Raw genomic sequence first — 24,415 nt, 5'->3', positions numbered from 1 at the left:
CGCGCTCGAACTGCGCAATGCCTGCGAGCATCGTCGCCATCATACGACCGTGCGGCGTATCGACCTCGAAGGTCATGCCGCTCATCGCGACCACCGACACGCGCCAGCCCGACAGCCGGTTGAGCGTGCCGATCCGACTTCGGGCGGACGCCGGTCTGCCGCCCGAGTTTCCGACCCCGCGCCCGTGCCGCGGCGAGGCCGGAGCGAACCCGCTCGCTGAGCATGTCGCGCTCGAACTGCGCAATGCCTGCGAGCATCGTCGCCATCATACGACCGTGCGGCGTATCGACCTCGAAGGTCATGCCGCTCATCGCGACCACCGACACGCGCCAGCCCGACAGCCGGTTGAGCGTATCGAGCAGGTCCTGCGTCGAGCGCCCCCAACGACTGAGTTCGGTGACAAGGATCGCATCAATGTGGCGCGCTTGGGCCAGCTTCATCACTTCGGCACGTGCCGATCGGTTGGCCTTCATCCCCGAGGCGGTTTCTCGAAAGACCTCGACCACCTCATAGCCGCCACGCTCGGCAAAACCGGCGAGGTCGCGAAGCTGCCGCTCGCACGACTGGTCGGCTGTCGAGACCCTGGCGTAGATGGCGGCGCGCTGTCCCAATTGAACCCTTCTGGAATTAGGCCTCGAAAAGCCTTGATCTGCGTGGGGTCAGTGTTGTCCAAAACAGACTTCTGTTCAACAGGGACAAAGCCGCATGCCGAGACGCCATATCCTGAGCGCCCGGCAGCGGTCGTCGCTGCTCGACCTGCCGACCGACGAAGCGTCGCTGCTACGGCATTATATCCTGGCGGACGACGACCTGATCCACATCGACCGGCGACGCCGACCGGAAAACCGGATCGGCTTCGCGCTGCAACTGTGCGCGCTGCGCTATCCGGGACGAATGCTGGTGCCGGGCGAGGTGATCCCGCTCGCGGTATCCGCTTTCCTCGGCGCCCAGCTCGGCATCGCCGGTGACGTGCTCGTCCACTACGCCGTCCGGCGCCAGACCCGCCAGCAACATATGGAGGTGCTGCGCTCCATCTACGGATACAGGACGTTTCCTGGTCAGGGCGCGCCGGCACGGACGTTCCGTGACTGGCTGTTCGCCGAAGCCGAGCAGGCACACTCGAACGACGATCTCGCCCGGCGCTTCATCTCCCGCTGCCGCGATACCATGACCATCCTGCCGGCGATCACGACGATCGAGCGCCTGTGCGCGGATGCGCTCGTCGCGGCCGAACGCAGCATCGAGAAGCGCATCGCATCTCGCCTTGATCTTGTCGCCTGCACCCGTCTCGACCGGCTGACGACCGAGATGCTGCCGGGGGCAATCAGTCGCTTCATCTGGCTGCGCCGGATCGAGCCGGGCAACAATTCCGCCGCGGCAAATCGACTGCTCGACCGGCTTGAGTTCCTGCGTGCGATGAACCTCGATGCCCGCCTGCTCGGCGACGTCCCGCCGCATCGCGTCGCCCGGCTGCGCCGACAGGGCGAACGTTACTTCGCCGATGGCCTGCGCGATCTCGGTGCCGACCGGCGTCGCGCCATCCTCGCGGTCTGCATCATCGAGTGGGCTACCGCGACCGCGGATGCGGTGATCGAGACGCATGACCGGATCGTCGGGCGCACCTGGCGCGAGGCGAAGCAGCTACATGACGTACGCGCCGCGGAAACCAGAGGTGGGGTCACTGCGACGCTGAGCGGCTTCACTGCGCTTGGCCAGTCGCTGCTCGAAGCGCATGGCGACGGCGCGTCGCTGGAGGATGCGGTCGCGCGTGCGGCGGGATGGGACCATCTCTCCCGCCTCGTCGCGACGGCCAGGATTCTGACGGACACGCTTGGCGATGATCCGCTGGCGCATGTCGATCAGGGGTATCACCGCTTCCGTCGCTATGCCCCGCGTATGCTGCGCTGCCTCCATCTCCAAGCCGCGTCGGCTGCGCGCCCCTTGCTGGACGCGGTGATCGCCATCGCCACCAAAGACGCGCTCCCGGCGACCGACGATTTCCTGCGCCCACATTCCAAATGGCGGCGTCAATTGCGGGCGAAGGGCGACGATGATGCGCGCCTCCGGGAAGTCGCGGTCATGTTCCATCTGCGCGACGCGCTGCGCTCGGGCGACATCTGGTTCGACCGCTCGCATCGGTATGGTGACCTGCGCCACGTCCTCGTGCCGATGGCGGTCGCGCATGCCGCGAAGCTAGCGGTCCCGTCCGACCCGCATGTCTGGCTGGCTGACCGCAAGGTGCGTCTCGCCGATGGCCTTGCCCGGCTCGGTCGCGCCGCGCGCAGCGGTACAATTCCGAAAGGCAGCATCGAAGACGGCACGCTGCGCATTGATCGCCTCACCGCCGACGCGCCGGATGGGATCGAGGATCTGATGCTCGATCTGTATCGCCGCCTGCCGCCCGTCCGCATCACCGATCTGCTGCTCGAAGTCGATACCGCGCTGGGTTTCACCGATGCCTTCACGCATCTGCGCACCGGCGTGCCGTGCGGCGACCGAATTGGTCTGCTCAACGTCCTGCTCGCCGAGGGCCTGAATTTGGGCCTGCGTAAGATGGCAGAGGCTTCCAACACCCACGACTATTGGCAACTCTCCCGTCTCGCGCGCTGGCACGTCGAAAGCGAGGCGATCGACCAGGCGCTGGCCAACGTGGTCGCGGCGCAAGGGGCGCTGCCGATGGCCCAGGTGTGGGGTATGGGTAGAGCCGCATCGGCCGATGGCCAGTTCTTCCCCGCAGCACGGCAGGGCGAGGCGATGAACACGATCAACGCCCGCTACGGCAACGATCCCGGAATCAAGGCCTATACTCACGTCAACGACCGCTTCGCGCCGTTTGCATCGCGGACTATTCCAGCCACAGTCAGCGAAGCACCTTACCTGCTCGAAGGGCTGACGATGAATGAGGCAGGGCGACGGATCGAAGAGCAATACGCCGACACTGGCGGGTTCACCGATCATCTGTTCGGGATCAGCGCCATGCTCGGCTACCGCCTTGTGCTGCGCATCCGCGACCTCCCATCCAAACGACTGTACGTATTCGACCCTGCCACCACGCCGAGCGAGCTGCGCCCGCTGGTGGGCGGCAAGGTTCGTGAGGCGCTGATCGTTTCCAACTGGCCCGACCTGTTCCGCTGCGCCGCCACCATGAGCGCGGGGCAGGTCGCGCCGAGCAGCATCTTGCGCAAGCTCGCCGCCTATCCGCGCCAGAACGATCTTGCAGCCGCGCTGCGCGAGGTGGGCCGGATCGAGCGGACGTTATTCATCGTCGAATGGATTCTCGACGCCGGTATGCAGCGCCGTGCACAGGTGGGCCTCAACAAAGGTGAGGCACATCATGCGTTGAAAAATGCCCTGCGCATTGGCCGTCAGGGCGAAATCCGCGACCGCACGACGGAGGGTCAGCATTACCGGATCGCTGGCCTCAACCTACTGACCGCCATCATCGTCTACTGGAACACCCTGCATCTCGGCCATGCCGTCGAAGCTCGCCGCCGCGAAGGGCTCGATACCCCCGACCATCTTCTCGCCCATATCTCGCCGCTCGGGTGGGCCCACATCCTTCTCACTGGTGAGTACCTTTGGCCCAAGGACTCCGCCGCTTAGGGTGTCATTCCGCCCTCAGCCAGAACTGACCCCTATCTGCCGTTCGCCCGCTCAGGCGGCCAGTTGCTGTTCCACCTGATCAGCAAGCTCTACGAACAGACCTCGGTAATCATCACCACCAACCTGGCGTTCGGCGAGTGGCCCACCGTGTTCGGCGATCCCAAGATGACCACCGCGCTGCTCGACCGCATCACCCATCACTGCGACATCGTCGAGACCGGCAACGACAGTTGGCGCTTCAAGAACCGCAGCTGATCCGCCCCGATAGCCGACAGAAATGACCTTCGCTCTGCTGGCGCCTCCGGTCGGGCTACGCCCTCCCTACGCCACCAGCAGAGCGAAACCCGCGCCCCCCATCAACGGATCGCACTATCGCAAAGGGGGTCCCTGTTCGGCGCCGATCGGGGGTCCCGTTTGGACGCCGATTGACACACCAGCACCATTCCACGTCGTGCCGCGTGGATGGGCGGGCCCGGGCTTCCTTGCCATGCTGCTGTTCGAGAAGTTCGGACAACACCAGCCCCTCAACCGGCAGGCCGAACGCTTTGCTCGCGAGGGCGTGCCCTTGAGCCTGTCGACACTCGCTGACCAGGTCGGTGCGGCAAGCGCCGCACTGATGCCTCTCTATCGCCGGATCGAGGCCCATGTCCTGGCCGCAGAGCGATTGCATGGCGACGATACGACGGTCCCGGTTCTCGCCAAGGGCAAGACTGATACCGGTCGATTATGGGTTTATGTGCGCGACGATGCTCCGTTCGGCGGACCAGCACCACCTGCCGCGCTGTTCCATTACTCGCGCGACCGGCGCGGCGAACATCCGCGCGCCCATCTCGTATCCTGGGCAGGCATCCTGCAGGCCGACGCGGCGTGACTCTTGGTCGTAAATCGTGGCTCTTCTGCGGCTCCGACCGCGGCGGCCAGCGCGCCGCCGTCATGTACTCGCTGATCGGTACCGCCAAGCTCAACAACGTCGATCCGCAGGCCTGGCTTGCAGACGTTCTCACCCGCATCGCCGAACAGCCCGTCACCCGCCTCGACGACCTGCTGGCATGGAACTGGCGCAAGTCGAACACCGCGCTCGCCGCCTGAAACAGTTCATAACGCGGTACTCGGCGGATGCTTACGTCGATTGTTCGTTGTTTGCGATTTTTCGTTTGACACGAGGTTCCTCGTTTGATCCTTTAACGATGCGCAAAACCCACTAGCTCAGTGCGCCCATGCGGGGTGCACAGTGAAATTACCCAAAGCTGCGATTCATTTATGCTTAGTGGCATGCTGCTGCGGTAGTGCCGCTGCGCGCGAAGTCGACATCTTGGATTTCGCAAAGTTGCATGCCGTGCAGCAAAAGCTGGTTGACCCTCAATTGCGGCATGGCTCTCCCAAGCGAGACGTCGAGTTATCGTTACGAGCCCATCTCGAACAGAGTGGGCTGGAGCATTGGGGTGGAACTTCGCCGGCAGATGGGACTAATCTTAGCACTGTAATGTTTGGTGGCAATTTTGAAGTGGATCAAAGGCTTTATAGGGGGGTGATGCCAATCATACAGCAGGCACATGAACGCGGGCTCGGAGCAAGAAACATCGAGAACTGCGAAAGTGTTCGCTACGCTCCGACTTGGTGGTTGCCAAAGGAAATTGAGAGCCGCAGGGCACTCAATTTCGACACGGTCGCAGCTATAGCCTGCGAGTTCGGCCTCCCGACCAATCTGCTCGACGCTGTTATCACGCAGGAGTCCGGACATAAATCCTGGGTGATCAGCAGTGCTGGTGCAATGGGCATCATGCAGATCATGCCGGGAACCGCCCGCCTTCTTGGGCTATCGTATCCGTTTAATAAAGTTTCAAACATGCGGGCAGGTGCGCGGTATCTGCGTCAACAGCTTGACCGTTTCGGACGAGTGGACCTAGCACTTGCCGCTTACAATGCAGGTCCGGAACGACGGGCTCTGCAACGAGGTTACGTGCCGGCCATTCCGGGAACCCGAAACTATGTGCGCACGATTACCACCAATTGGGCACGACTTGCGCGACTGGGCGTTGCAACCACCGATGCCGAATTTCGGGGAAATGTGGCCATGAAGGCCGTGATCGCATCAGGCTACCGTAGCATTGAGCTGGTCCGCTACGATGGATTGAACGCTTCGAACCCGATGTAATGCGCATAAAGCAAGGCAATGCCCATGATGCACGGGAACCCGCTCAAATAGCTAAGCTGAAACTGTAACCAGAGACGTGGAACCCAGAGAACCTTCTGTTTCCACGTTGTAAGTGGGACGGTGACGGCGCCACTTCGCAGTTCAAGGATTGTTTTCAAAGCCGCACAGCCTGCGCAGATGACGGCAAGCAGGCCAACGGCTGCGTAAAGCTGTGTCCAGGCGTGGACAGCCTCTGGCTTCACGCCTGAAGGGCCCGGTCGTTCTCCATGACTCGCTCCTGGTGGGAAAGGAGAAGTTCATAGGCCCGGCCCAAGGCTTCGTGGATGATCGGCGGGCGCAGCGCCACCTGGATTTCGCCGCGACGGCGTGAAATGATCTCGCAGTAGAAGCCCTTCAGCCCCTCACAAACCAGAAATACGTCAGGATCATCGTAGACCGTGTGATCGTGCAGGAAAGCAACGCAGAACTTGGCGCGCACGCAATCAATACCGAGTGCCTCAAACAGGCGGTCCCGGAGGTCATCTTTGAGCGCCAAGTTCTTCCGGATCACCTTGTGCAATCGCGGTCGCCCTATCACGAGGCGGTCGGCCAAATGCGCTAGTGGCACGCTCTGCTTCGCAGCCTGGTCGTCAATCAGGCGCTTGTACTGCTCCTGCTCGGTGAGCCTCGGCGATATTTCGCCGAAGGAGAAAACCGAGTCATGCATCGAGGCAGGCCTCGGCCGGAACACGGTCTCGGGTGTCACAGTGCGATGCGGCATGGCTCGTCCCTCCCGAGCCGATTGGTCTATGGGATGCCATAGAGTGTCAAGACGTGAACGTGTTGTTTGCCTTGTACAATCCGAAATGGTTCAAAAGAGGCCCCTGGCCTGCGCAAGGTGGACCACGAAAGGTATGACCGCCTTGTCCTGCACTGGTTTTCCGCTGATCTGCGCGATTTTTCGGCGGATCGCGTCATAGTCGGCGAGCCAGTCTGGCTTTATCTCGAGCCAGACCCTGATCTTGCCGTCGAATGGATGTTCGGCAATAAAACGCTCGAGATCCTCGCGCTCCAACGCGATGGATTTGGTGCTTACGCACGCATGCTGAACGGTCGAACGAAGGCTCTGGAATCTCGTTGTTTTCTTGGAATATTCACACATGGCATCGGCCAGGAAGGCGAAGCAATCCTGGTTTATAAGCATCCGGATGTTGCGTGTGCCACTGGCCATTCAGTTCGCGCCCGGTTTTCCATTGTTGCCACCATAATGACCCCGAATCGTTAATTTTACGAATCCGTCCTTTTGAGCTGGCGATTCGCTGGGTCCTTTCCCGTTCAGGCAACTCCAATCGCCTTGATCGGGTCTCGCGATCCCGTTTTGCGATAATCATTGTTCTTGTTCCGGAACCCCAGATTTCCGATCTGGCAAACAACTTCAGCAACGAATCTGTAATCGGCAAATGTTGCGATTCGCAGTCCACAATAAACCAACCGTTAATTGCTGAACGACGCGCAGATCTGTTCTTTCGAGAAGCCCCTGGATGACGGAGGCGGTTTCGAGAAAGGGAACGATGCGATGCAAAACAAGTTCAAAGGAAAAGGAGCGCCGCTTGTGCAGGCAGCAGCCGTGGTCGCGGTTGCCGCACTTTTCGGCAGCGAAGTCGCGATGGCGGGCGCCGACACGACCTTCAACACCGCGCTCTCCAGCTTCACCGGCTTCCTCGAAGGCTCGGGCGGCAAGATCATCACGGTGCTCAGCCTCGCGGGCGGTATCGTCGGCCTCGCCTCGGGCCGCTTCAGCCTCGGCCAGGTTGCGATACCGGTCGGCGTCGGTGTCGGCGCGGGCACGGGCGTGCCGATCGTCACCGCTGCCGTCACCGCGACGGTCTGATCCGGGTTCGCCGATCCGCCTCGCCTCAACAGGCTTAACGCGGAACGGTTGGAGGGCGGTGCTGCCTCATGAACAGATACACGGTCCCGGCGCATCTCGATGATCCCGAGCTCATCGGCTTTTGGACGCTCGATGAATTCCTCGCGATGATCCTGCCATTCGCCTGGGGCGTCCTGTCTCAACATATTCTGATTGGGCTCATTTCAAGCGTGCTGGCCTGGTGGGGATTGCGCAAGTTGAAGGCGGGACGTGCCGTTTCGTGGATCATACATACGGCCTACTGGTACCTGCCGGGTGCCTTCATGGGTCTGAAGGCAACGCCGCCCTCCCATCTTCGACTGATGGCGGGCTGATATGGACCTCTCGATCACGCACCAGCAATCGCAGCGGCTCCTGAAGCAGCGCAACCTGCTAGCCGGCTCCTGTCTGATCCTGTTCGGCGTCTCTGTGATGCTGACGCTGACCGCGCTGAAGCGCGACCGCGAAGTGGTGCTGCAGCCCGTGCTGGCGCGGCCGCTGACGCTGAGCTCGAGCCATATCGACAAGGACTATCTCGAGCTGGTGACGCGCGATGCAGCGCTGCTGACATTGAACCGCTCGCCCTCGAACCTCCAGTACTGGATGGATTCGATCCTCAGCATAACCGACCCCAGGACGCACGGCCGGATGAAGGCCGAACTGATGAAGGTGGTGGGCGAGCAGAGCGGTTCGAACGTCTCGCAATACTTCACGATCCAGAAGCTGAGCGTCGATCCGGACGCGCTCACGAGCGACGTGAACGGCACGCTCCACACTGTCGTCGGATCGAAGGAAGTGACAGCCGAGGCGCGCACCTTCCGCTTCGTGTGGAGCTACTCGGGCGTGTCGCTGAAGCTCGCCGGGTTCGGCCGGATCACCGAAAACGAAAAGAAGGGAGATCTGCCATGATGGCAGGGCTGGGATGGGGCGCGATAGGTGCAGGCGCGGCGCTGGCGGGTCGGCCCTTCGCCGTCTCCGGACGACTGGTGGGCGCGGCGCTGATCTGTCTCGGCGCGCTGTGCCTGGCATCGCCGGCGCTCGCCGACCAGAATGTGATGGCTGCCGACAATGGCACGGTGAGTTGCGTGGCATCGGCCAAGGACCTCACCCGGATCAGTCTCGCGGGCGACCAGTTTGCCTCGGTGTCGAAGATCACGACCGGAATCCCCAGCGAAGACTTCAAGGTCGTCAACGAGCCGGTGCGCGGTGACATCTACATCTCGGTCCCCGATGGCTTCGTCCGGCCAAACCTTTCGTTCTTCGGCACGACCCGCAAGGGCTTCGTCTACAAGTTCGTCTGCCAGGTGCGAGGGAGCGACGCCGAGCAGGTGTTCATCGCCAATGCCGCGATCAAGGCCGAGCAAGCACGCGACTGGGAAGTGCGGTCCTCGCCCGAAGACGCGGCGGTGCGGCTTGCCCAGGCCATGTACCGCAGCGAGGTGCTGGACGGTTTCGACATCCGTCAGTTGGTGCTCGAACCGGTCACGGTCGGCAAACTCGAGGTCCAGCAGGTTGGGGAATACCGCGGCGCGGACCTAAAGGGCCTGATCCTGCGCGTGCGCAACTCTGGTCGCGATGCCCAGGTGCTCAATGAGAACCTGCTCGCGGCTCGCGGCGCAGTCGCCTTCATGACGCCGGTGAGCGAGCTCGCCGCAGGCCAGGAAACGGCCGTCTACCTCATTCAGGCAAATGGAGGCCGGTGATGGATCTGCGCAGGATATTCCGGAAAGTACCCAAGGCGCTCGATGCTGGCGGGAGCGACGATGCCTCGCCGCTTGGCGATGCCATCGCCGCCAACGAGGTGACCCGGAAAAAGCAGATGCTGCTGCTCGGTTCAGCAGGCGCCGCAGCGCTGGTAGCGGGCTCTCTCTATATCTTCGACGATAGCGGCAAGGCGAGCGATGCCGAGGTCAGGCAAGCCGCCGAAGGCGTCTCGGTCGACGAACTGGTCAACAAGAACATGGCTGAGAAGGAGTGGCGCGCGCAGTCCGAAGCGCAGATGATGTCAATGAACAACAACATGCGCGCACTCGCCTCCCGGGCCGAGCGCGCCGACCATCTCGAACAGCAATTGGCAGCTGCACAAGGTGCTGGCGGAGGCCAGGGCGGAGCCATCTCGTCCGATACCGAACGCGTATTGTCGGCCTACCAGGCGGAAAACGAGCAGCTGCGCGCAGCGCTGAATGCCGCGCGCCAATCGCCGGTTGGTGCGAGCGCTGGACCAAATGCGCTTTACGGACGCACCAGCCCGCCAAGCTACCAGGTCGCCGGTGCTCCGCGGGTTGGCGGACCGCTGCCGTCGACACCCGCCGGACAGGCAGCAGCCTCGGCAGCAGGTCTTCCGGCGATGCGCGGGAGTGAAGTGAGCCTGGTTTCGTTCAGCGAAGGCGCGAGCGGGACCGGCACACCGGTGCCCAAGGGCAATACGGTCTTTACCGACAGCGCAAATTATCTGCCGCCCAATTCGATCGCGGTCGCCAAGGTGATCGTCGGGGTCGATGCCATTGCGGGGGTCGAGAGCCAGACTGATCCCTTGCCAGTCGTGCTGCGGATTACCGGACCGGCGCGCTCTGTCTACGAAAACGGCCGGCTGCTCACGACCAATATCGCCGGCTGCCTCGTCAACGGTGCGGCCCGCGCCGACCTCTCCTCGGAGAAGGTCTACGTCAAACTCCAGCGCATGACCTGCCCGCAGCCGGGCGGGCGCTACGCGGTCTCCGACGTCAAGGGCTTTATCGCCTTCGGCGGCAAGACCGGGGTGCGGGGCCGGGTGGTGAGCCGCGAAGGCGCGCTTGTCGGCCAGGCGTTTCTCGCCGGGCTCGCCGGCGGGTTCGGGCGCGGGTTTTCGGCCAACACCAGTTCGCTGATGACAGGCACCAATGTCTCGGTGAACGGCCAGCGCCCGAAACTCGGGGCGGGCGCGATCCTCGAAGGCGGGCTCGGCGAGGGCGTCGCGACCTCGGCTGACATGGTCTCCAAGTACCTGATCGAGCGGGCCGAGCAGTATCAGCCCGTTATCGAGATGCCGACCGGGATCGATGTCGAAATCGTCTTCCTCGAAGGCGTGTTCATCAGCGGGTGAGGAGAAATCGCATGAAGCTTGAACAACTGCACCTGCGCCAAATAGGTTGGGCACTTGCCGCCGTGACGCTCGGCAGCGGCGCATCGCTGGTCTGGGCGCAGGCAGGCGAGGGGGCACCCGCAAGGCCATCACCGCAGGATACGTCAGTCGCAGCCCTGCTCAAGGAGCGCCTGCCGCGCACGCAGGTCTCCCGCGTCAACTGCCAGGTGGTCGACGGGGTCTGTGAAGTGACCGCAGGCTCGCAGCTGTTCTACGTCGACAAGACGGCACGCTACCTGATGATCGGGCGGGTCTACGACATGCAGACCCGCCAGGACCTGACCGCTGTGCGCCTGCTCGAGGTCAATCCCGATCTGCTGGTGGGCGGTGCAGCAGGCAGCCGGCGTGAGGCCGAAGCTGTCGAATCGCCAAGGCGCGGTGTGAACACAGCTGCCGCGCAGGCGGCCCCCCGGACGATGTCCCTGGCCGCACTGCCCGAGGCCGGCGGCATCGTCTGGGGAAATCCATCGGGTCAGACCGTCACCGTCTTCAGCGACTTTCGCTGCGGCTACTGCCGCGCGCTTTCAGGCGTGCTCGAGAGCCTCAACGTGCGGGTGATCGAGCGGCCGATCTCGGTGCTCGGCAGTCGTGATCTCGCCAACCAGGTGTTCTGCGCGCGCGACCGCCGCCGCGCGGTCAAGGCTGCCTATGCGGGTGAGCCGATCGCCGACACGCGGCCTTGCGACACCTCGCCGCTCGATGCCAACGAACGCTTCGCGCGCGAGAACGGCATTGCCGGAACCCCGGTGATCGTCCGCTCGGACGGCGCAGTGATCGAAGGGTTCCGCCCGAAGGAATTCCTGATCACCTGGCTCAAGGGAGCGCGCTCGTGACCTCGCTGTCGGCGCTGCAGTTTGCGGGATTCCAGCGCGCCGCCAGACGTCGCTCGCGCGGGCAAGTGACGATCCCCGATGTGCGGCTGAGCCTCGCAGAAGCCACCGCCCTGTGGACCGATATCCGCGCCGCCTTTGGCCCTGCCACTGGCAGGGACCTCGCGCCCCAGGAACTCGGTCACTTGCGCCGGCGTGCCTGGCGCCGATCCTCTGGCTTTGCGAGCCTGTCGGCGCTTTCGATGTCACTCGAGGCTGCCCACGCCTTCTGGCGGCTTGCCGGAAAGCTCGGCGCGCTGGCGGCCCGGCGCAAGGCTTCGCCGCGCTCGAAAGTCGCGGGCGCCGCGGTTCTTGGCCTTGCCGCGACGCAGATGGCGGCCTGCACCACCTTCCTGGGCAGCAACATCAAGGGCAGTTTTTCGTGCAATGCGCCGGGCGGCACCTGCGCGCCCTCGACCGTGATCGATGACCAGGCGCTTTCCGTTATCCAGAACGCACGGCCAATGAGTCCGGCCGGGCCTTACTTTCAGCCATCGGCGCGGAGGCCAGCCTCAGTCGCAGCCCTCGCACCTGCCGGACGCGGACGCTTGGCGGCCGCCAGCGAAGGCCTCGTCCACCGCGAGCGCCGGGTCCTGAAAGTTGTGTTCCCCGCCTTTGTCGATGGTGCGGGCAACCTGCACGAACCGCGCATTGTCCATACCGTCGCCGACCAGGGAGGCTGGATGCAGTTGTCCTCGGGCGAGCCCAATGCGGGTGATCAGCTCGCGGGCCGCGGCGATGCCGCAGCTGCGATCCCTGCATCGCTGGCCGGCACCATGACTGCGCCAATGCCGGGGATGAATGACACCGCTCAGGAGTTCAGGGACGGCCCCACCCAGGCTCTGGTCGCCTCGCAGGTACAAGGCGGGCCGCCCGACCCGAGGCTCGTTGCCGAAGCCCGGGCAAGGGGCACCGAGCGACGCGCAGCGTCGCCGGTCGATGCCATCAAGTCCGAAGTCCAGGCGCAGCTTGCGCGGGTCCCCAAGGCGTCGGGCAGCGTCGGCACGGTTCAATCGCCGCCACTTGAAGGGCCGCCAGAACCGGCCGCCTCGCAACCTGCGGCACAAGGCGCGGCACAAAGCCAGGTCCCGCCTGCCCCCAAGGTCGCCAACCCGCCCGCCGGTTTTTCCGGCAAGATCGAGGAGTAGGCCCGTCATGGCCGCCCGCAGCTTCTGGGACAGCTTTCTCACCCTGATTTTCGGCGACGCGGCGCATCCCGAGGCGCAGCGCCCGTTGCTCGGCGCACCGATGCTGTCGAACTGGCTCCCATACCGCAGCTTCGACGCCAAGAGCCGCATGTTCATCAACACCGAGTCTGTCGGTTTCATCCTCGAGCTCGCCCCGATGGTGGGGGCGGACGAGCGCAGCGGCGAGATCCTGACGCAGTTCCTCTCCGATGCCGTGCCGTCGGGCTGCGAGATCCAGCTGATCCACTGGCAAAGCCCGTCGATCGGGGAGCGCATCGCCGACTGGGTCATGCCGCGGGTGGTTGCCAAGGGCGTCTATGGGCGCGCGGCAATGCACCGCGCGCGCTGGCTGCGGCGCGGGGCGTGGATGTCGATCTCCAAGGACGCGCCCTTCTTCGTGCGCTCGCATCGGGTGATCCTGAGCGTGGGCGCTTCGCTGCGAAGCCCGATCGGCGCAGACATGCTTTCGACTGTGCGCGACAGCCTGATGGGCACCTGCCAGGCGCTCTCGATCCTGGCGCGCGATATGGGGCCCGTTGAGCTCATCGCCTTCCTCGACGATTTCCTCTGCCCTTCGGTCGACAACGCCGATCGGCCCGAACACTATTCCGAGCTCGATCCGATCAACGTGCAGTGCATCCGCCGCGACCTCGAAACCCAGGTCACGCCCGACCGGATCGTGCTCAAGACCGAGCGCTTCCGCCCCACCGGCGAGGAGATCGACGGCGCCCCGGTGATCGGCGAGGTCGTCCCCGACACCTTCGACTGGCGCTTTTTCGCGGTGCGTCACCTGCCCAAGCAATGGGCGCCGTGGGACGTCCAGAAGATCATCGGCGACATGGTCAACGACAAGCTGCGCTTTGGCTGCAACGTCATGACCGTGCTTGGTCTGTCCTTCCAAGACGATGAAGCAGTCGCCTCGCGCACCGGGCTCAAGGTCATGCGCACGACGAGCCTGGCCGACAGCCGATCGGCGCGCTTCCTCCCCCAGCTCTCCGAGCAGCGCGATGAATGGCAGTACGTGCAAGGACAGATCCGTCAGGGCCGCAAGTTGTGTCAGGCCTACTACGGCGTCGGCGCGCTCTCGCCGCTCGGAAAGGGCGACATCAACGAGCGCATGGTTAAGTCGGTCTACAAGGGGGCCGGGTGGGACCTGATCGACGAGCGCTACCTTCAGGTCATGGGATTGCTCGCGGCCATGCCGCTCTCGTTTCCCAACGGATTGTCGGCGGACCTGCGGCGAATGAAGCGCTTCAAGACGATGCTGACGACGACCGCCGCATCGATCGCCCCGCTTCAGGGCGAGCATATGGGCGGGCTCATCCCGCATGTGCTGCTCATTGGCAGGCGCGGCCAGCCCTTCTTCTGGTCGCCGTTCCAGAATGCGGCCGGCAACCACAACGTCGCGGTCTTCGGCAAGTCGGGCTCTGGCAAGTCGGTGTTCCTGCAGGATGTCTGCGCGGCGATGTCGGGGGCAGGGGCCAAGGTCATCGTTATCGATGACGGACGCTCGTTCGAACATATGGCCAAAGCCTTCGGTGGGGCGTTTGTCGAGTTCAAGCTGTCCTCGGGCTTCTCGCTCAATCCCTTCGACATGATCGACGTCGCGGCGCTGACCAGCGACGAGGACGGCGAGGACTACGAGGTCGAATGCCTCGCGATGCTCAAAGCCATTGTCGGCCAGATGGCCCGCCAGCAGGACCGCCTGTCCGACACCGAGCGCGGCCTCATCGATTCCGCAGTGAGCGCGGTCTGGCGGGCCAAACAGCGTGAAGGGACGATCGACGATGTCGCGGCCGCCTTGCGCGCCCTGTCCTCGCCGTTCGCCGGCGACCTTGCCGATGCCATGGCGCCGTTCCTTACTGGCGGGACTTACGGCCGCTTCTTTGAAGGTGCCTGTTCGATCGACCTTTCCGCCGGGCTCACGGTGTTCGAGCTGTCGGACCTGTCCTCGAAACCCGAGCTGCGCTCGGTCGCGCTCACCGCGCTGATGTTCCTCACATTGCGGGTCATGCGCGATCTCGACCGCTCGGTGCCCAAGCTCACAATGATCGACGAGGCCTGGCAGCTCCTGGGCGGCGGACAGATGGGCCAGGCGATCGAGACCTATGCCCGCACCTGCCGCAAATATGGCGGCTCGCTCATCACCGCGACGCAGTCGCTCAATGACTTCTACAAGTCCGAAGGGTCGCTCGCCGCGCTCGAGAATTCCGACTGGTCAGTCGTGCTCCAGCAGAAGGAAGAGACGGTGAGCGACCTTGCCAAGCACCAGCGCTTCGAGATGGACCGTTATACCGAAACCCTGCTGCGTTCGCTGAAGCGGAGCGGCACCGAATACTCCGACGTGCTGATCAAGGGGCCAGAGACGCTCGCGGTCGGACGCCTGGTGCTCGATCCCTATTCGGCGACGCTCTATTCTTCGAGCCCGCGCGTGTTCTCGAAGATCGAAGAACTGGTGAAGGGCGGCATGGCGCTGCCCGACGCGATCGAGCGCGTCGCCTTTCCCGATTTTGTGCCGCCCGCGCCCGGTGCGCCCGATTTTCATGAGGGCGAATTCATGGCAGCCGCCGAATGAGCATGAGCGCGCCTGGCCGCCTGCCAAGGCCAGCCCCGAGCAGGTTCCAGGACGCCTGCTATGCCGCACTGCGCCTTTCGGGATGGCTGACCGTCACTGCGGCCTGTGTGATCGGCCTCTGGGCGGCATTCTTCGCGGTGCTCGGCCAGTTCACTTTCGCGGGCACCATGCTTCATCTCAGCAACCTGGCCGCGCGCTACGTCGCCGCCGGGGCCGAACGCCAGGATGGGTTCCGCGCACTGTTCTGGGCGTGGAGCGCAGGGCTGTTTGTCGTCGTGGGCTTTTTCCGTCGCCGCGCGCTCACCGATCTTGTGAACCAGATAAAGGAGAAGGCCGATGGCCAGGAATAGGCTCGCATCCGGTGATGCGGCAGCGGCCGGCGACGGCCCCCTGTTCGAGGACAAGTCTGGGCTGCAGACCCCCGCAGGTCAAGCCGATGTCAGCCCTACCGCGCCGCCGCGCAGGATGGGCTGGATGCCGGTGGCGCTGGTTGGCGGCCTCGTTGCCGCAGGCCTCTGGGGCGCCTGGGTCACCAAGAACCTGCTGGCCGATGAGGCGATACCGCCAATCACGCGGGTCCAGCTCTCAGGCATAGTCGGCGAATATGTCCAGGCCCAGGCACGCTCGGCAACGCCGCCCGAGCAGGTCACCGCCGAGACCCGGGCTTTCATGGCCGAAATCCAGCGCAACCTCGAGGCGCGTGGGCAGCGAGGCCAGATCGTGCTGGTCGGTGAGGCGGTGCTCGCCGGCAATGTTCCCGACATCACCGCGAGCCTGCGCAAAGAAGTCTACACCAAGGTCCGCATGCCACAGCCGGCCGCACCCAATCCCAACCAGGCTGTGAACGATGTGATGGGCGCGATGCGCTCGGCGATGGCGGGGCCAGCTGCGCCGCAAGCCGCGCAGGCAGGGGGGCAGGGCCGTGGCCCCGGTTACTGAGCCCAGGCGGCAATTGCACCGCTGGCTCGCTATTGGCGGGCTAGCCTGCCTGCTGGCGGGCAGCTCGGCGCTGGCCGCGTGGCGGGACGAGCACGCAATCCTGATCAATACCACCGAATCGCTGCCCAACTGGGCGTTCTTCATCGACAAGCACCGCCGACCTCAGCGGGGCGATTTTGTCGTGTTCACGCCGCCAGTTACCCCGATCATCACCGCGCATTTCGGGCCAAAATCGCCGCCGTTCGCCAAGCGGGTTTACGGCATGCCCGGCGATCTCGTCACCCGCGAGGGCAATGCGGTCTTGATCAACGGGGCGGAAGTTGCCCGGCTCAAACCTCGTACCAGGCGCGGCGAGGTGCTCGTCCCGGGCCCCACCGGGCGAATCCCGGAACACTGCTACTACCTTGGCACGGCGCATAGTGACGGTCTCGACAGCCGTTATGCCGACATCGGTTTTGTCTGCCGGGCCCGCATCATCGGCACCGGGGACGCGATCCTGTGACCAGGGCCCGCCTCTTCGCCCTCGGCGCCTGCCTTGCTGCCATGACCGGATGGCCGATCGCCGCACATTTGCAGGCCGCCGATCACGGTCAGATGGGCGATACCTTTCCGATCATCGAGACCGATCTTCTGACCACGATCGAGGCTAAGCTGCGCGCGCTCGAGGCCTCGGGCGGGATCGCGGCGCTCCAGCGCCAGATGCAAAACCAGGCGGTAGCCAGCGTTCGGCGGCCCAAACCGGTCGAAGGGCTCTCGGCAGCGACAGTGCGGCGCGAATGGCTGTTCGATCCCTCGGTGGTCACCGAAGACGACATTCATGACACCAAGGGCAACCTGATCGCCGCGCGCGGCACCAAGGTCAATCCGCTGGGTTTGGTGCAACTGCGCCAGGACCTGGTGTTCGTCGACGGAAACAATGCCGCCGAAGTAGACTGGGCGCTGCGCAGCTGGAGCGATCTCAAGGCCAAGATTGTCTTTGTCTCGGGCTCGCCCTTCGATGAGATGAAGCCCCGCCAGCGCCGGCTCTATTTCGACCAGGGCGGCATGCTCGTCGCCCGCTTCGGCATCCGCCACACGCCGGCGGTGGTGAGCCAGTCCGGTGACGCGCTCAAAGTTGCTGAGATCCCGCTGGTGCGAGCCGCGCCAGGTCCCAGGGGAGGGCCGGCGACATGAAGCACCCTCTGCTCATCGCCATGCTGACCCCGCAGGCTGCACCCGAAACGCGCGGGCTCAGGATCATGCGGCTTGTCTGGATGGCGCTCTGCGCCAGCCTCGCGGGCGCGGTGCTCGGGCTGCAAGTGCTCCTCGCGCTGCTTGGCCCGAAAGGTGCGCTGGTCGCGGCAGCACTGTGCCTCGCCGCGCCGATCCATGGCTTGTTCTACTTCCGCGCCAAGATCCGCGCGGACGAGGACTTTGCGCGAGGGGAGGGGGCATGAAGGCGCTGCGTCATATCTTCGTCATGACGCTCGCCGTCCTGGCCATGGCCTTCGCAGGCCCAAGCCCCGCGCGCGCGGCATCGGTCACCTGCCACGGCAAGTTCGTCAATCCGATCACCGATGTCTGCTGGTCGTGCCTGTTTCCGCTGTCGATCGGCGGCCTCTCGATCTGGAAGGGCTCGCGGCCCGATCCCAAGAACCCGACCTTTCCGCTCTGTGCCTGCGGCTCGCCCATTCCGCGCATCGGCATCTCGGTCGGCTTCTGGGAGCCAGTGCGGCTGATCGATGTGACCAACAAGGCCTGGTGCTTCCCCAATCTTGGCGGGATCAGCCTCAACCCGGGCTTCGATATCGGCAACGGCCATGTCCAGGGGCGCAGCCAGGTCGGCGGTAAGACCCAGAACAGCTCGCAGTGGCAGTCGCACTACTACATCTACCCGCTGCTCTACTGGATGGAGATCCTCACCGATTTCCTCTGTTTCGAGCAAACCACCTTCGACGTTGCCTATGTGACAGAGCTCGATCCGCTGTGGCAGGATTCGGCGCTGACCTCGATCCTCAATCCTGAAGTCGCGCTCTTCGCCAACCCGATTGCCGCGGCGGCTTGCGCCGCTGATTGCGTGGCTTCCACCGCGAAGCTGCCGATCGACCAGATGTTCTGGTGCGCGGGCTGCAACGGCTCGATGTATCCGCTGAACGGCCATGTCCCGGCCCATGTGACCCCGGTCCAGGCCTCGCGGCTCGTCGCGGAACGCATGCTCTACAAGGTTCACCGCCAGGCGCTGGCATGGGGGACGATGGGTTCGAAGGCGCTGTGCCACAAGTACCTGATGCCGGTGATGCGCAAGCAGCAATACCGGCTGCAGATGACCAATCCCATCTCGACAGTGAAGGGCCGCTACGCCTGCGCACCCATCGGCGCGACCACGATCATTCCGCACACCGGCAAGTCCTTCCCGGTGAAGGGCGAGGACTTTGGCTACCTCGTCTGGCGCAAGCGCAACTGTTGCATGCTGTGAGGAGCGCGCGCGCCATGATCCGGAAGCTGCCCCGGCCCACGCTTGCCGGTATGGCGGGCTTCCTTGCACTTGCCGCAGTCTCGGCGGCGCTAGCCCAGACAGTCGGCGACCTCGATCTCGGCGCGATCAAGGCGCGCGGGACCGAGCAAGTGAAGGAGGCGCAAGCCTTCGTCCACGAAGTGGCGGGCAGGGGCGAGGCACACCGGGCCGAGGCCGAAGAACTGAGGGATGAAGGCCTGAAGGCGGTTTCCGAACTCGATCCCGCCAGTCTACCCAAGGGTCCGGCGGGGCCAGTGGACTTCGACGAACTGCTGAGCGGCGCTGCCGCCAACACGCGCGCACCCATGGGCGAGGGGCCGCTGTTCACGGTCTTTGCCAGCCTGTCGATGCCGCAGGCAAGCCTGAGTGCCCTGATCCGCGACACGACAAAGGCCGGGGGTGTGGTCGTGTTTCGGGGATTTCCGCACGGCAGCACCAAGGCCTTTGTCGAAGGTTTGAAGCGCGTGGTCACCGATCAGGCGCAGGAAGCCCACATCGCGATCGACCCGCGGCTGTTTCGCGCCTTCAAGGTCACCGCTGCGCCGACCTTCGTGGTGACGGGCCGCGCATACGAGCTGTGCGACGGGTTCGATTGTTCGAGCGCAGCCCCTGACCATGACCGCATGGCGGGCAACGTCACGGTCGAATACGCACTCGAGAGCTTTGCTTCGGCGCGCGGTCCCGGTGCCGGTGTCGCCGGCGTCGCGCTCGCCAACTTGCGCAAGCGGGACTGATATGCGCGCACGCTCCCTCCCTCGGCGGGCCTGGTCCCGGCTCACGCCAGCAATACTGCTCCTCGGCGCGGTGCTTGGCCTTATTGGCGGGACAGCAAACGCACAGGTCTATATCCCGCCGCCCGACGACCTGATTGAAAATCTGCCTGTCCTGCCGTCCGCGATCGACCCTGGCATCGCGCCGCCCGCACCGCCGCCCCCTTCCGCGCCTGTGACCATGACGGCGGACGAGGCCAAGGCCGAGGCGCGTGGGCTTGGAAGCACGCTGCGCGGAGCCTACGAAGGACTGACCCAGGCTCCGGGCGCAGCCGGGCAGATTCCAGGCTATCAGGACACCTATCCGGGCCAGACGAGCTATTACACCAACTCCGAAGCCATGCAGAGCGATGGCGCGGTGGCGGGCTGGAACAGCGAGGCCTACCAGACCGCCAATTCCACAACGCGGCCGACGGTCGATATCACCCGCGGCGATCTTTCTCGCGCCACAGCAATCGAGGCCGATCCGAACGCCTATCTGGACGGCATGAGCGCCGATGGTTCGACCGGATCCTGCACGCCGCTGCCGCCGGGCTCGGGCACAGCCAATACCGCCGAATGGACCTGTCATGTGGGTTCAAGCGTGGTGGAGCAGCCACGGACCTGCACCCGCAGCGTGGCAGTCGCTGAATGGAACGACACCCTTTACCAGTATCTTTGCGTTACAGCTGCCGGTTTCGATGGCTGCGCATCGCTCGCCGGCAATGCCATGTGCCACAAGACCGCGAGCTATCCGGTACCCGAATATGGCCTGACGGTCGATTATTACGACTGCGACAGCCCGGTCAGCGATCCGGGCGCCTACCTCATGGGCACGCTGCCAAAGCCGCCGCCTGCGGACGCATTTCAGGTCGTGAGCAATGTCTATCGCTGCAACCGCGAGGGGATCGCTGCTGCCCTGACCTTCGATCCCATCACCGGCACGCCGCTGCAATATCTGACTGGCCTCCAGCAATGCGGGTCGATTGGCTCGAATGCCAGTTGCACGGCCACCAGCGCCACCGCTGCTGGCCTAGCTGAGCGCTCACTTTGCAAGACCTGGGACTTCATCGGCGATCCTTTCGGCGGCGGCTCGCTCTATTGCCTTGAGCCCGCCGTGCCCGAGGAAGTCTACGTCTGCACCGCAAATGTTGCGGGGATGACGGCGGAAAGCTCGATCTCGAAATGGTTCGTCGAGACCTGGACCGACAACGCCTGCGCCATCGACCTTGGCTCGTGCACCTATGCCAGCGAGCAATGCACTGCGGTAAACGAGACGCGGGTCATCAGCGGCGTGGCAGTCACCCGGCCCTGCTGGGAAATGACCAAGACCTACCAATGCCAGACCGTGGTCGGCGGCGGTAACGATTGCGGGACGCTCGAGGCCACGGCAGGCTGCTCGCAAACCCGCGAAATATGCCTCGACGATCCGCCACGCAGCGATGGCGCCTGCGACGTGCTCGAGCGCGTCTACACCTGCCCGATCCCGAGCACGGTCCAGGAACCTACCCAGTATATTTGCGGCGGCGACGTCTACTGCGTCAACGGCGAATGCGAGGCCGTTGAGCGCGAGGCTTCCGACGAGTTCAAGGATGCTGTCGTTGCCCTGAACGCGCTTGGCCAGGCCAATGCCGAGTTCGATGAAGCCGCCCTCACGCTGTTTCGCGGCACGCGAGAGAGCTGCTCGCACAAGGTCTTCGGGCTGTCGAACTGCTGTTCGGGCAAGGGCATTCCGCTCCTGACCCCCTGGTTGTGCTCCTCGGCCGAGAAGCTGCTCGACGAAAAGGACGATGCCGGGCTCTGCCACAAAGTCGGCACTTATTGCTCATCGAGCTTTCTTGGCATCTGCGTCACCAAGAAGGACGTCTACTGCTGCTTCCAGTCGAAGATCAGCCGCATCCTCCAGGAGCAGGGCCGCCCGCAGATCGGCAAGCCCTGGGGCAAGCCCAAGACCGAAACCTGCGAAGGCTTCTCGATTTTCGAGTTCCAGCAGCTCGATCTTGCCGCGATGGATTTTTCCGAGGTCTACGCCGACTTCATGGAAGCCGCGAAGCTCCCCGACGAAGCCGCAGCCCTCGTCCAGATCCAGCAGAAAATCGCCGACTATTACGCCGCGCACAAGCCGTGAGGAGATCGTCATGACCAAAACATTCGAGAAGCAGCCTCCCGGCGACGTGCGTGCGTTTGAGGTCGGCGGCAACCTGCTTTGGCCCAACATGACCCTGTCCGAATTCTTCGTCGTCTTGGCTTTGTGCCGCCGCGGACCTTCGACCTCTGCCGAGGTCGCACGCGAGGTATCAACCTGGCTTGACGCGCCGCTTCCTCCCGGTGGCCTCAAGCGAACGCTGCACGTGGTGGCCGGGCTGGGCTGGGCGCGCCACACCGAGGGAGTTTACGCGATCAGGAGCGCGGGGATCAAGATCATGCGCAGCTGCCATGTCGCCTACATGCGCATGTTGGCTGGCGGCCCGGCACACTCGGATGCCGCCGTTCACAAGTGCTGCGTCGAAGAATTCGAAAGGTCCTGATGATGCTCCAGCGTCAACGAATATCGCTCGCGGTGTTGGCCGCTCTGCTGGCAGCACCCACCACTCTGGCGATTGCGGCTGACCGGAACGGCGACGGCGTTGAAGTCGAACAGCAGGAAGACGCGCTGTATTGCAAGGAGCGCAGGCTCGGCACCTGGTTCTACTGCGAAAAGCCGAAGCAGACGCCGCGGACCACTGCCGTACCGCAAGCGTCCGCGCGGGATCGTTTGGCCGCGATCAGCTCCAGTCTCGAGGAGCTGAAGGCGCGCGCGATCCTCGAGCCGAGCCCCGAGAACGTCACTGCCTATGTCCGCTTCCAGCGCGAGCAACTCGATCGTTCCTCGATGTTCGCCGACGTCTGGCAGCGCGCACTGTGGCAGGATCCAGGGCTCGACTACACATTGCAGCGCCCGGTTTCGACGCTCGGCAAGCGCGCGTGGATTGACCAGCGCAAGGGCGATCGCGACCTGGTCATGGCCCAGCTCTCGCAGCGCTACGGGGTGTTCTACTTCTACGCCTCGAGCTGCGGAGCCTGCGACATCTTCTCGCCGATCCTCAAAGCCGTCAGCGACAAATACGGGTTCTCGGTGCTCGCCGTCTCGATGGACGGCGGCCCTTCGGCGGTCTTCCCCGGCTACATGGTCGATACCGGTCAATACGAGCGCCTGGGCATGGGCACCGACCGGCAAGTGCCCGCGCTCGTCCTGTTCGACAGCGTGACCAAGCAGCCCATGCCGATCGGCTACGGCATCCTCAGCCAGGACGAGATCATGGACCGGGTGTTCCAGCTGACCCAGGTTGCCGCCGGGAGTGACTACTGATGCGCAATTCTCGTTCCTCCCACCGCTGCGCAATCAAGCTTCGGCCCCGGTTTGCCGGAGTCTCGACGCGGATGCTCGGGTCCCTGCTCGCCGGCTCGATCGTGCTCGCCTCGCCGGCCCCGGCACTTGCCGGGGTCGAGGGCGAGATGCAGAACTTCATGTCCGAGATGGGCGTGCAGGGGAACGTCACGGGCCCCAGCGCCTACCAGGGCCAGTCAGCGGGCTATTATTCGGGCGGGGCGGTCTGGTCGCGGTTTCCGCAAAAGAACATCCAGCCCTTCAACATACAGCTGCCGCATGCCCGCGCCGGCTGCGGCGGCATCGACCTGTTCGCCGGCTCGTTTTCGTTCATCAACACCGCCGAACTCGTGGCCATGCTCAAGGCCACCGCCAACAACGCGCTCGGCTTCGCCTTCAAGCTCGCGATCGACACGATCTCGCCCGAGATCGGCAAGGTCATGGATGAGCTTGCCCAGAAGGTGCAGCAAATGAACCAGATGAACATCTCGAGCTGCGAGACCGCGCAGGCGCTGGTTGGCGGGCTATGGCCGACTTCCGACACCGCCTCCTCGGTGATCTGCGAGGCGATCGCCAACAGCCAGGGCGCGGTCGCCGACTGGGCCAAGGCGCGCCAGCAATGCAATAACGGCGGCCAGCGCGAGGCCTTGAAGGGCGCCAACTCCGACCCGGACATGAAGGAACAGGCCGGGATGCCCAACAATTACACCTGGGAGGCATTGGGCAAGAAATACGGCGGGTTCGATGCCCAGTTCCGCGAGTTCCTGATGACGCTTGTCGGCACGGTAATCTATGACCCCAATGGCACCGGAGGCAAACCGCGCGTCCAGTTCATTGGCCCGGCCGATAGCGCGCTAATCAGTGCCATGCTCGATGGCACGTCATCGACGCCGCACAAGGTCTGGAGCTGCGGCTCGGATACCACCAAGTGCATGAGCCCCAGCGAGATCGACATGGTGATCGGGCCCAACGCGGCGATCAAGACCAAGGTGCGCGCGCTCATCGAGTCCATGGCCCTCAAGGTGCGCGACCCCGGAGCCTCGCTGACGACGGGCGAGGTCCAGCTGCTCGGCATGGCGAGTGTGCCGGTCTACAAGATCATCACCGTGAGCGCGGCCGCCGAATTCGGGATCTCTGCCCAGGAGATCAACGTCCTTTCCGAAATCGTCGCGGTCGATCTGGTCACCACCATGACCATGCGCTTCATCGACATGGCGATCAATTCGCGGTCCGACTTCAACGGGGCGGACGCGGATAGCTTGCGCGAATGGCGTGAGGGGCTTTACGAAACCCGCCGCAACTTCCTCGGGATCGCGGCGCGCACCTCTGACCGGTTCGACCAGACCTTTGCGCTGATCCAGCGCACACAGATGCTGGAGAAGACCCTGCGCACGCAATTGAGCCCGCAGATGTCGGCGGCGCTGCGCTTCTCGCGCACCTTGAACCAACAGGTCCAGTAAGGGGCGCT

General features: G+C 64.2%; 24 protein-coding genes and 2 pseudogenes. 23 read left to right on the top strand and 3 right to left on the bottom strand.

Features of this window, described 5'->3' with window-relative positions; genetic code table 11:
• Positions 1 to 611: recombinase family protein (locus tag LQ220_RS21670; RefSeq protein ID WP_230190181.1), on the bottom strand; the 611-nt coding region annotated here is incomplete at its 3' end.
• A 94-nt stretch (positions 612 to 705) separates the two neighbouring features.
• Between LQ220_RS21670 and LQ220_RS21665 the strand changes: the two genes are divergently transcribed.
• The 4 genes and pseudogenes from LQ220_RS21665 (at position 706) to LQ220_RS21650 (ending at position 5,758) form a co-directional block, all read left to right on the top strand.
• Positions 706 to 3,603 carry a Tn3 family transposase gene (locus LQ220_RS21665; protein ID WP_230190180.1) on the top strand — a complete coding sequence of 966 codons (2,898 nt, stop codon included), beginning with the start codon at positions 706 to 708 and terminating at the stop codon, positions 3,601 to 3,603.
• 33 nt (positions 3,604 to 3,636) lie between these two features.
• Positions 3,637 to 3,858: pseudogene (locus tag LQ220_RS21660) on the top strand (ATP-binding protein); the annotation flags it as partial.
• A gap of 178 nt (positions 3,859 to 4,036) precedes the next feature.
• Positions 4,037 to 4,692 (top strand): annotated as a pseudogene (locus LQ220_RS21655) (transposase); the annotation flags it as partial.
• A gap of 142 nt (positions 4,693 to 4,834) precedes the next feature.
• Entirely contained in the window at positions 4,835 to 5,758 is a 924-nt protein-coding gene (locus LQ220_RS21650) for a lytic transglycosylase domain-containing protein (RefSeq protein ID WP_230190179.1), read from the top strand.
• A gap of 238 nt (positions 5,759 to 5,996) precedes the next feature.
• On the opposite strand, the gene LQ220_RS21645 is transcribed toward LQ220_RS21650, so the two are convergent.
• Together LQ220_RS21645 and LQ220_RS21640 are read right to left on the bottom strand one after the other, a co-directional pair.
• The gene (locus tag LQ220_RS21645; RefSeq protein ID WP_230190178.1) at positions 5,997 to 6,464 is read right to left on the bottom strand and encodes a hypothetical protein; all 468 of its coding nucleotides are present in this window, start codon (positions 6,462 to 6,464) and stop codon (positions 5,997 to 5,999) included.
• Between the two features lie 144 nt (positions 6,465 to 6,608).
• The gene (locus LQ220_RS21640) at positions 6,609 to 6,968 is read right to left on the bottom strand and encodes a hypothetical protein (RefSeq protein ID WP_230190177.1); all 360 of its coding nucleotides are present in this window, start codon (positions 6,966 to 6,968) and stop codon (positions 6,609 to 6,611) included.
• Between the two features lie 345 nt (positions 6,969 to 7,313).
• On the opposite strand from LQ220_RS21640, the gene LQ220_RS21635 reads away from it, so the two are divergent.
• The 19 genes from LQ220_RS21635 to LQ220_RS21545 all read left to right on the top strand — a co-directional run bounded on the left by LQ220_RS21635 (position 7,314) and on the right by LQ220_RS21545 (position 24,407).
• A complete protein-coding gene (locus LQ220_RS21635; RefSeq protein ID WP_230190184.1) occupies positions 7,314 to 7,628 on the top strand; it encodes a hypothetical protein in 315 nt (104 codons plus the stop codon).
• A 68-nt stretch (positions 7,629 to 7,696) separates the two neighbouring features.
• Positions 7,697 to 7,981: a type IV conjugative transfer system protein TraL gene (gene traL / locus LQ220_RS21630; protein ID WP_019054103.1), complete on the top strand. Its 285-nt coding sequence runs from the start codon at positions 7,697 to 7,699 to the stop codon at positions 7,979 to 7,981.
• 1 nt (position 7,982) lies between these two features.
• A complete protein-coding gene (locus tag LQ220_RS21625) occupies positions 7,983 to 8,555 on the top strand; it encodes a type IV conjugative transfer system protein TraE (protein ID WP_230190176.1) in 573 nt (190 codons plus the stop codon).
• Positions 8,555 to 9,349 (top strand): type-F conjugative transfer system secretin TraK, encoded by a 795-nt coding sequence (locus LQ220_RS21620; protein ID WP_230190183.1) that lies wholly within the window; start codon positions 8,555 to 8,557, stop codon positions 9,347 to 9,349. Before LQ220_RS21625 ends, LQ220_RS21620 begins: the two co-directional genes overlap by 1 nt.
• On the top strand, positions 9,349 to 10,728 hold the full coding sequence (locus tag LQ220_RS21615) for a TraB/VirB10 family protein (protein WP_230190175.1): 1,380 nt from the start codon (positions 9,349 to 9,351) through the stop codon (positions 10,726 to 10,728). Before LQ220_RS21620 ends, LQ220_RS21615 begins: the two co-directional genes overlap by 1 nt.
• An 11-nt stretch (positions 10,729 to 10,739) precedes the next feature.
• Positions 10,740 to 11,600 carry a DsbC family protein gene (locus tag LQ220_RS21610; RefSeq protein WP_230190174.1) on the top strand — a complete coding sequence of 287 codons (861 nt, stop codon included), beginning with the start codon at positions 10,740 to 10,742 and terminating at the stop codon, positions 11,598 to 11,600.
• On the top strand, positions 11,597 to 12,784 hold the full coding sequence (locus LQ220_RS21605; protein WP_230190173.1) for a hypothetical protein: 1,188 nt from the start codon (positions 11,597 to 11,599) through the stop codon (positions 12,782 to 12,784). The genes LQ220_RS21610 and LQ220_RS21605 overlap by 4 nt, the downstream gene beginning before the upstream one ends.
• Before the next feature lie 7 nt (positions 12,785 to 12,791).
• Entirely contained in the window at positions 12,792 to 15,398 is a 2,607-nt protein-coding gene (gene traC, locus LQ220_RS21600; RefSeq protein WP_230190172.1) for a type IV secretion system protein TraC, read from the top strand.
• Entirely contained in the window at positions 15,395 to 15,748 is a 354-nt protein-coding gene (locus LQ220_RS21595) for a hypothetical protein (protein WP_230190171.1), read from the top strand. The genes traC and LQ220_RS21595 overlap by 4 nt, the downstream gene beginning before the upstream one ends.
• Complete coding sequence (locus tag LQ220_RS21590) at positions 15,735 to 16,337, top strand: type-F conjugative transfer system protein TrbI (RefSeq protein ID WP_019054095.1); 603 nt, start codon at positions 15,735 to 15,737, stop codon at positions 16,335 to 16,337. The genes LQ220_RS21595 and LQ220_RS21590 overlap by 14 nt, the downstream gene beginning before the upstream one ends.
• Positions 16,338 to 16,350: 13 nt before the next feature.
• Complete coding sequence (locus LQ220_RS21585; protein WP_230190170.1) at positions 16,351 to 16,839, top strand: S26 family signal peptidase; 489 nt, start codon at positions 16,351 to 16,353, stop codon at positions 16,837 to 16,839.
• Positions 16,836 to 17,510 carry a type-F conjugative transfer system protein TraW gene (gene traW, locus LQ220_RS21580; RefSeq protein ID WP_230190169.1) on the top strand — a complete coding sequence of 225 codons (675 nt, stop codon included), beginning with the start codon at positions 16,836 to 16,838 and terminating at the stop codon, positions 17,508 to 17,510. Before LQ220_RS21585 ends, traW begins: the two co-directional genes overlap by 4 nt.
• Positions 17,507 to 17,773, top strand: coding sequence for a hypothetical protein (locus LQ220_RS21575; RefSeq protein WP_230190168.1), 267 nt, complete (start codon positions 17,507 to 17,509; stop codon positions 17,771 to 17,773). Before traW ends, LQ220_RS21575 begins: the two co-directional genes overlap by 4 nt.
• Positions 17,770 to 18,792 (top strand): conjugal transfer pilus assembly protein TraU, encoded by a 1,023-nt coding sequence (gene traU, locus LQ220_RS21570; RefSeq protein ID WP_230190167.1) that lies wholly within the window; start codon positions 17,770 to 17,772, stop codon positions 18,790 to 18,792. Before LQ220_RS21575 ends, traU begins: the two co-directional genes overlap by 4 nt.
• 14 nt (positions 18,793 to 18,806) lie before the next feature.
• Positions 18,807 to 19,565 (top strand): type-F conjugative transfer system pilin assembly protein TrbC, encoded by a 759-nt coding sequence (gene trbC / locus LQ220_RS21565; protein ID WP_230190166.1) that lies wholly within the window; start codon positions 18,807 to 18,809, stop codon positions 19,563 to 19,565.
• Position 19,566: 1 nt separating this feature from the next.
• Entirely contained in the window at positions 19,567 to 21,708 is a 2,142-nt protein-coding gene (locus tag LQ220_RS21560; protein WP_230190165.1) for a conjugal transfer protein TraN, read from the top strand.
• 10 nt (positions 21,709 to 21,718) lie between these two features.
• Entirely contained in the window at positions 21,719 to 22,108 is a 390-nt protein-coding gene (locus tag LQ220_RS21555) for a hypothetical protein (protein WP_230190164.1), read from the top strand.
• Positions 22,108 to 22,929 (top strand): conjugal transfer protein TraF, encoded by an 822-nt coding sequence (gene traF, locus LQ220_RS21550; protein ID WP_230190163.1) that lies wholly within the window; start codon positions 22,108 to 22,110, stop codon positions 22,927 to 22,929. Before LQ220_RS21555 ends, traF begins: the two co-directional genes overlap by 1 nt.
• The gene (locus LQ220_RS21545) at positions 22,929 to 24,407 is read left to right on the top strand and encodes a conjugal transfer protein TraH (protein WP_230190162.1); all 1,479 of its coding nucleotides are present in this window, start codon (positions 22,929 to 22,931) and stop codon (positions 24,405 to 24,407) included. Before traF ends, LQ220_RS21545 begins: the two co-directional genes overlap by 1 nt.
• Positions 24,408 to 24,415: the final 8 nt, after the last annotated feature.

The organism is Sphingobium sp. CECT 9361, assembly GCF_918741285.1.
Taxonomy (GTDB): Bacteria; Pseudomonadota; Alphaproteobacteria; order Sphingomonadales; family Sphingomonadaceae; genus Sphingobium.
This window is presented reverse-complemented; position numbering and strand designations above follow the sequence as displayed.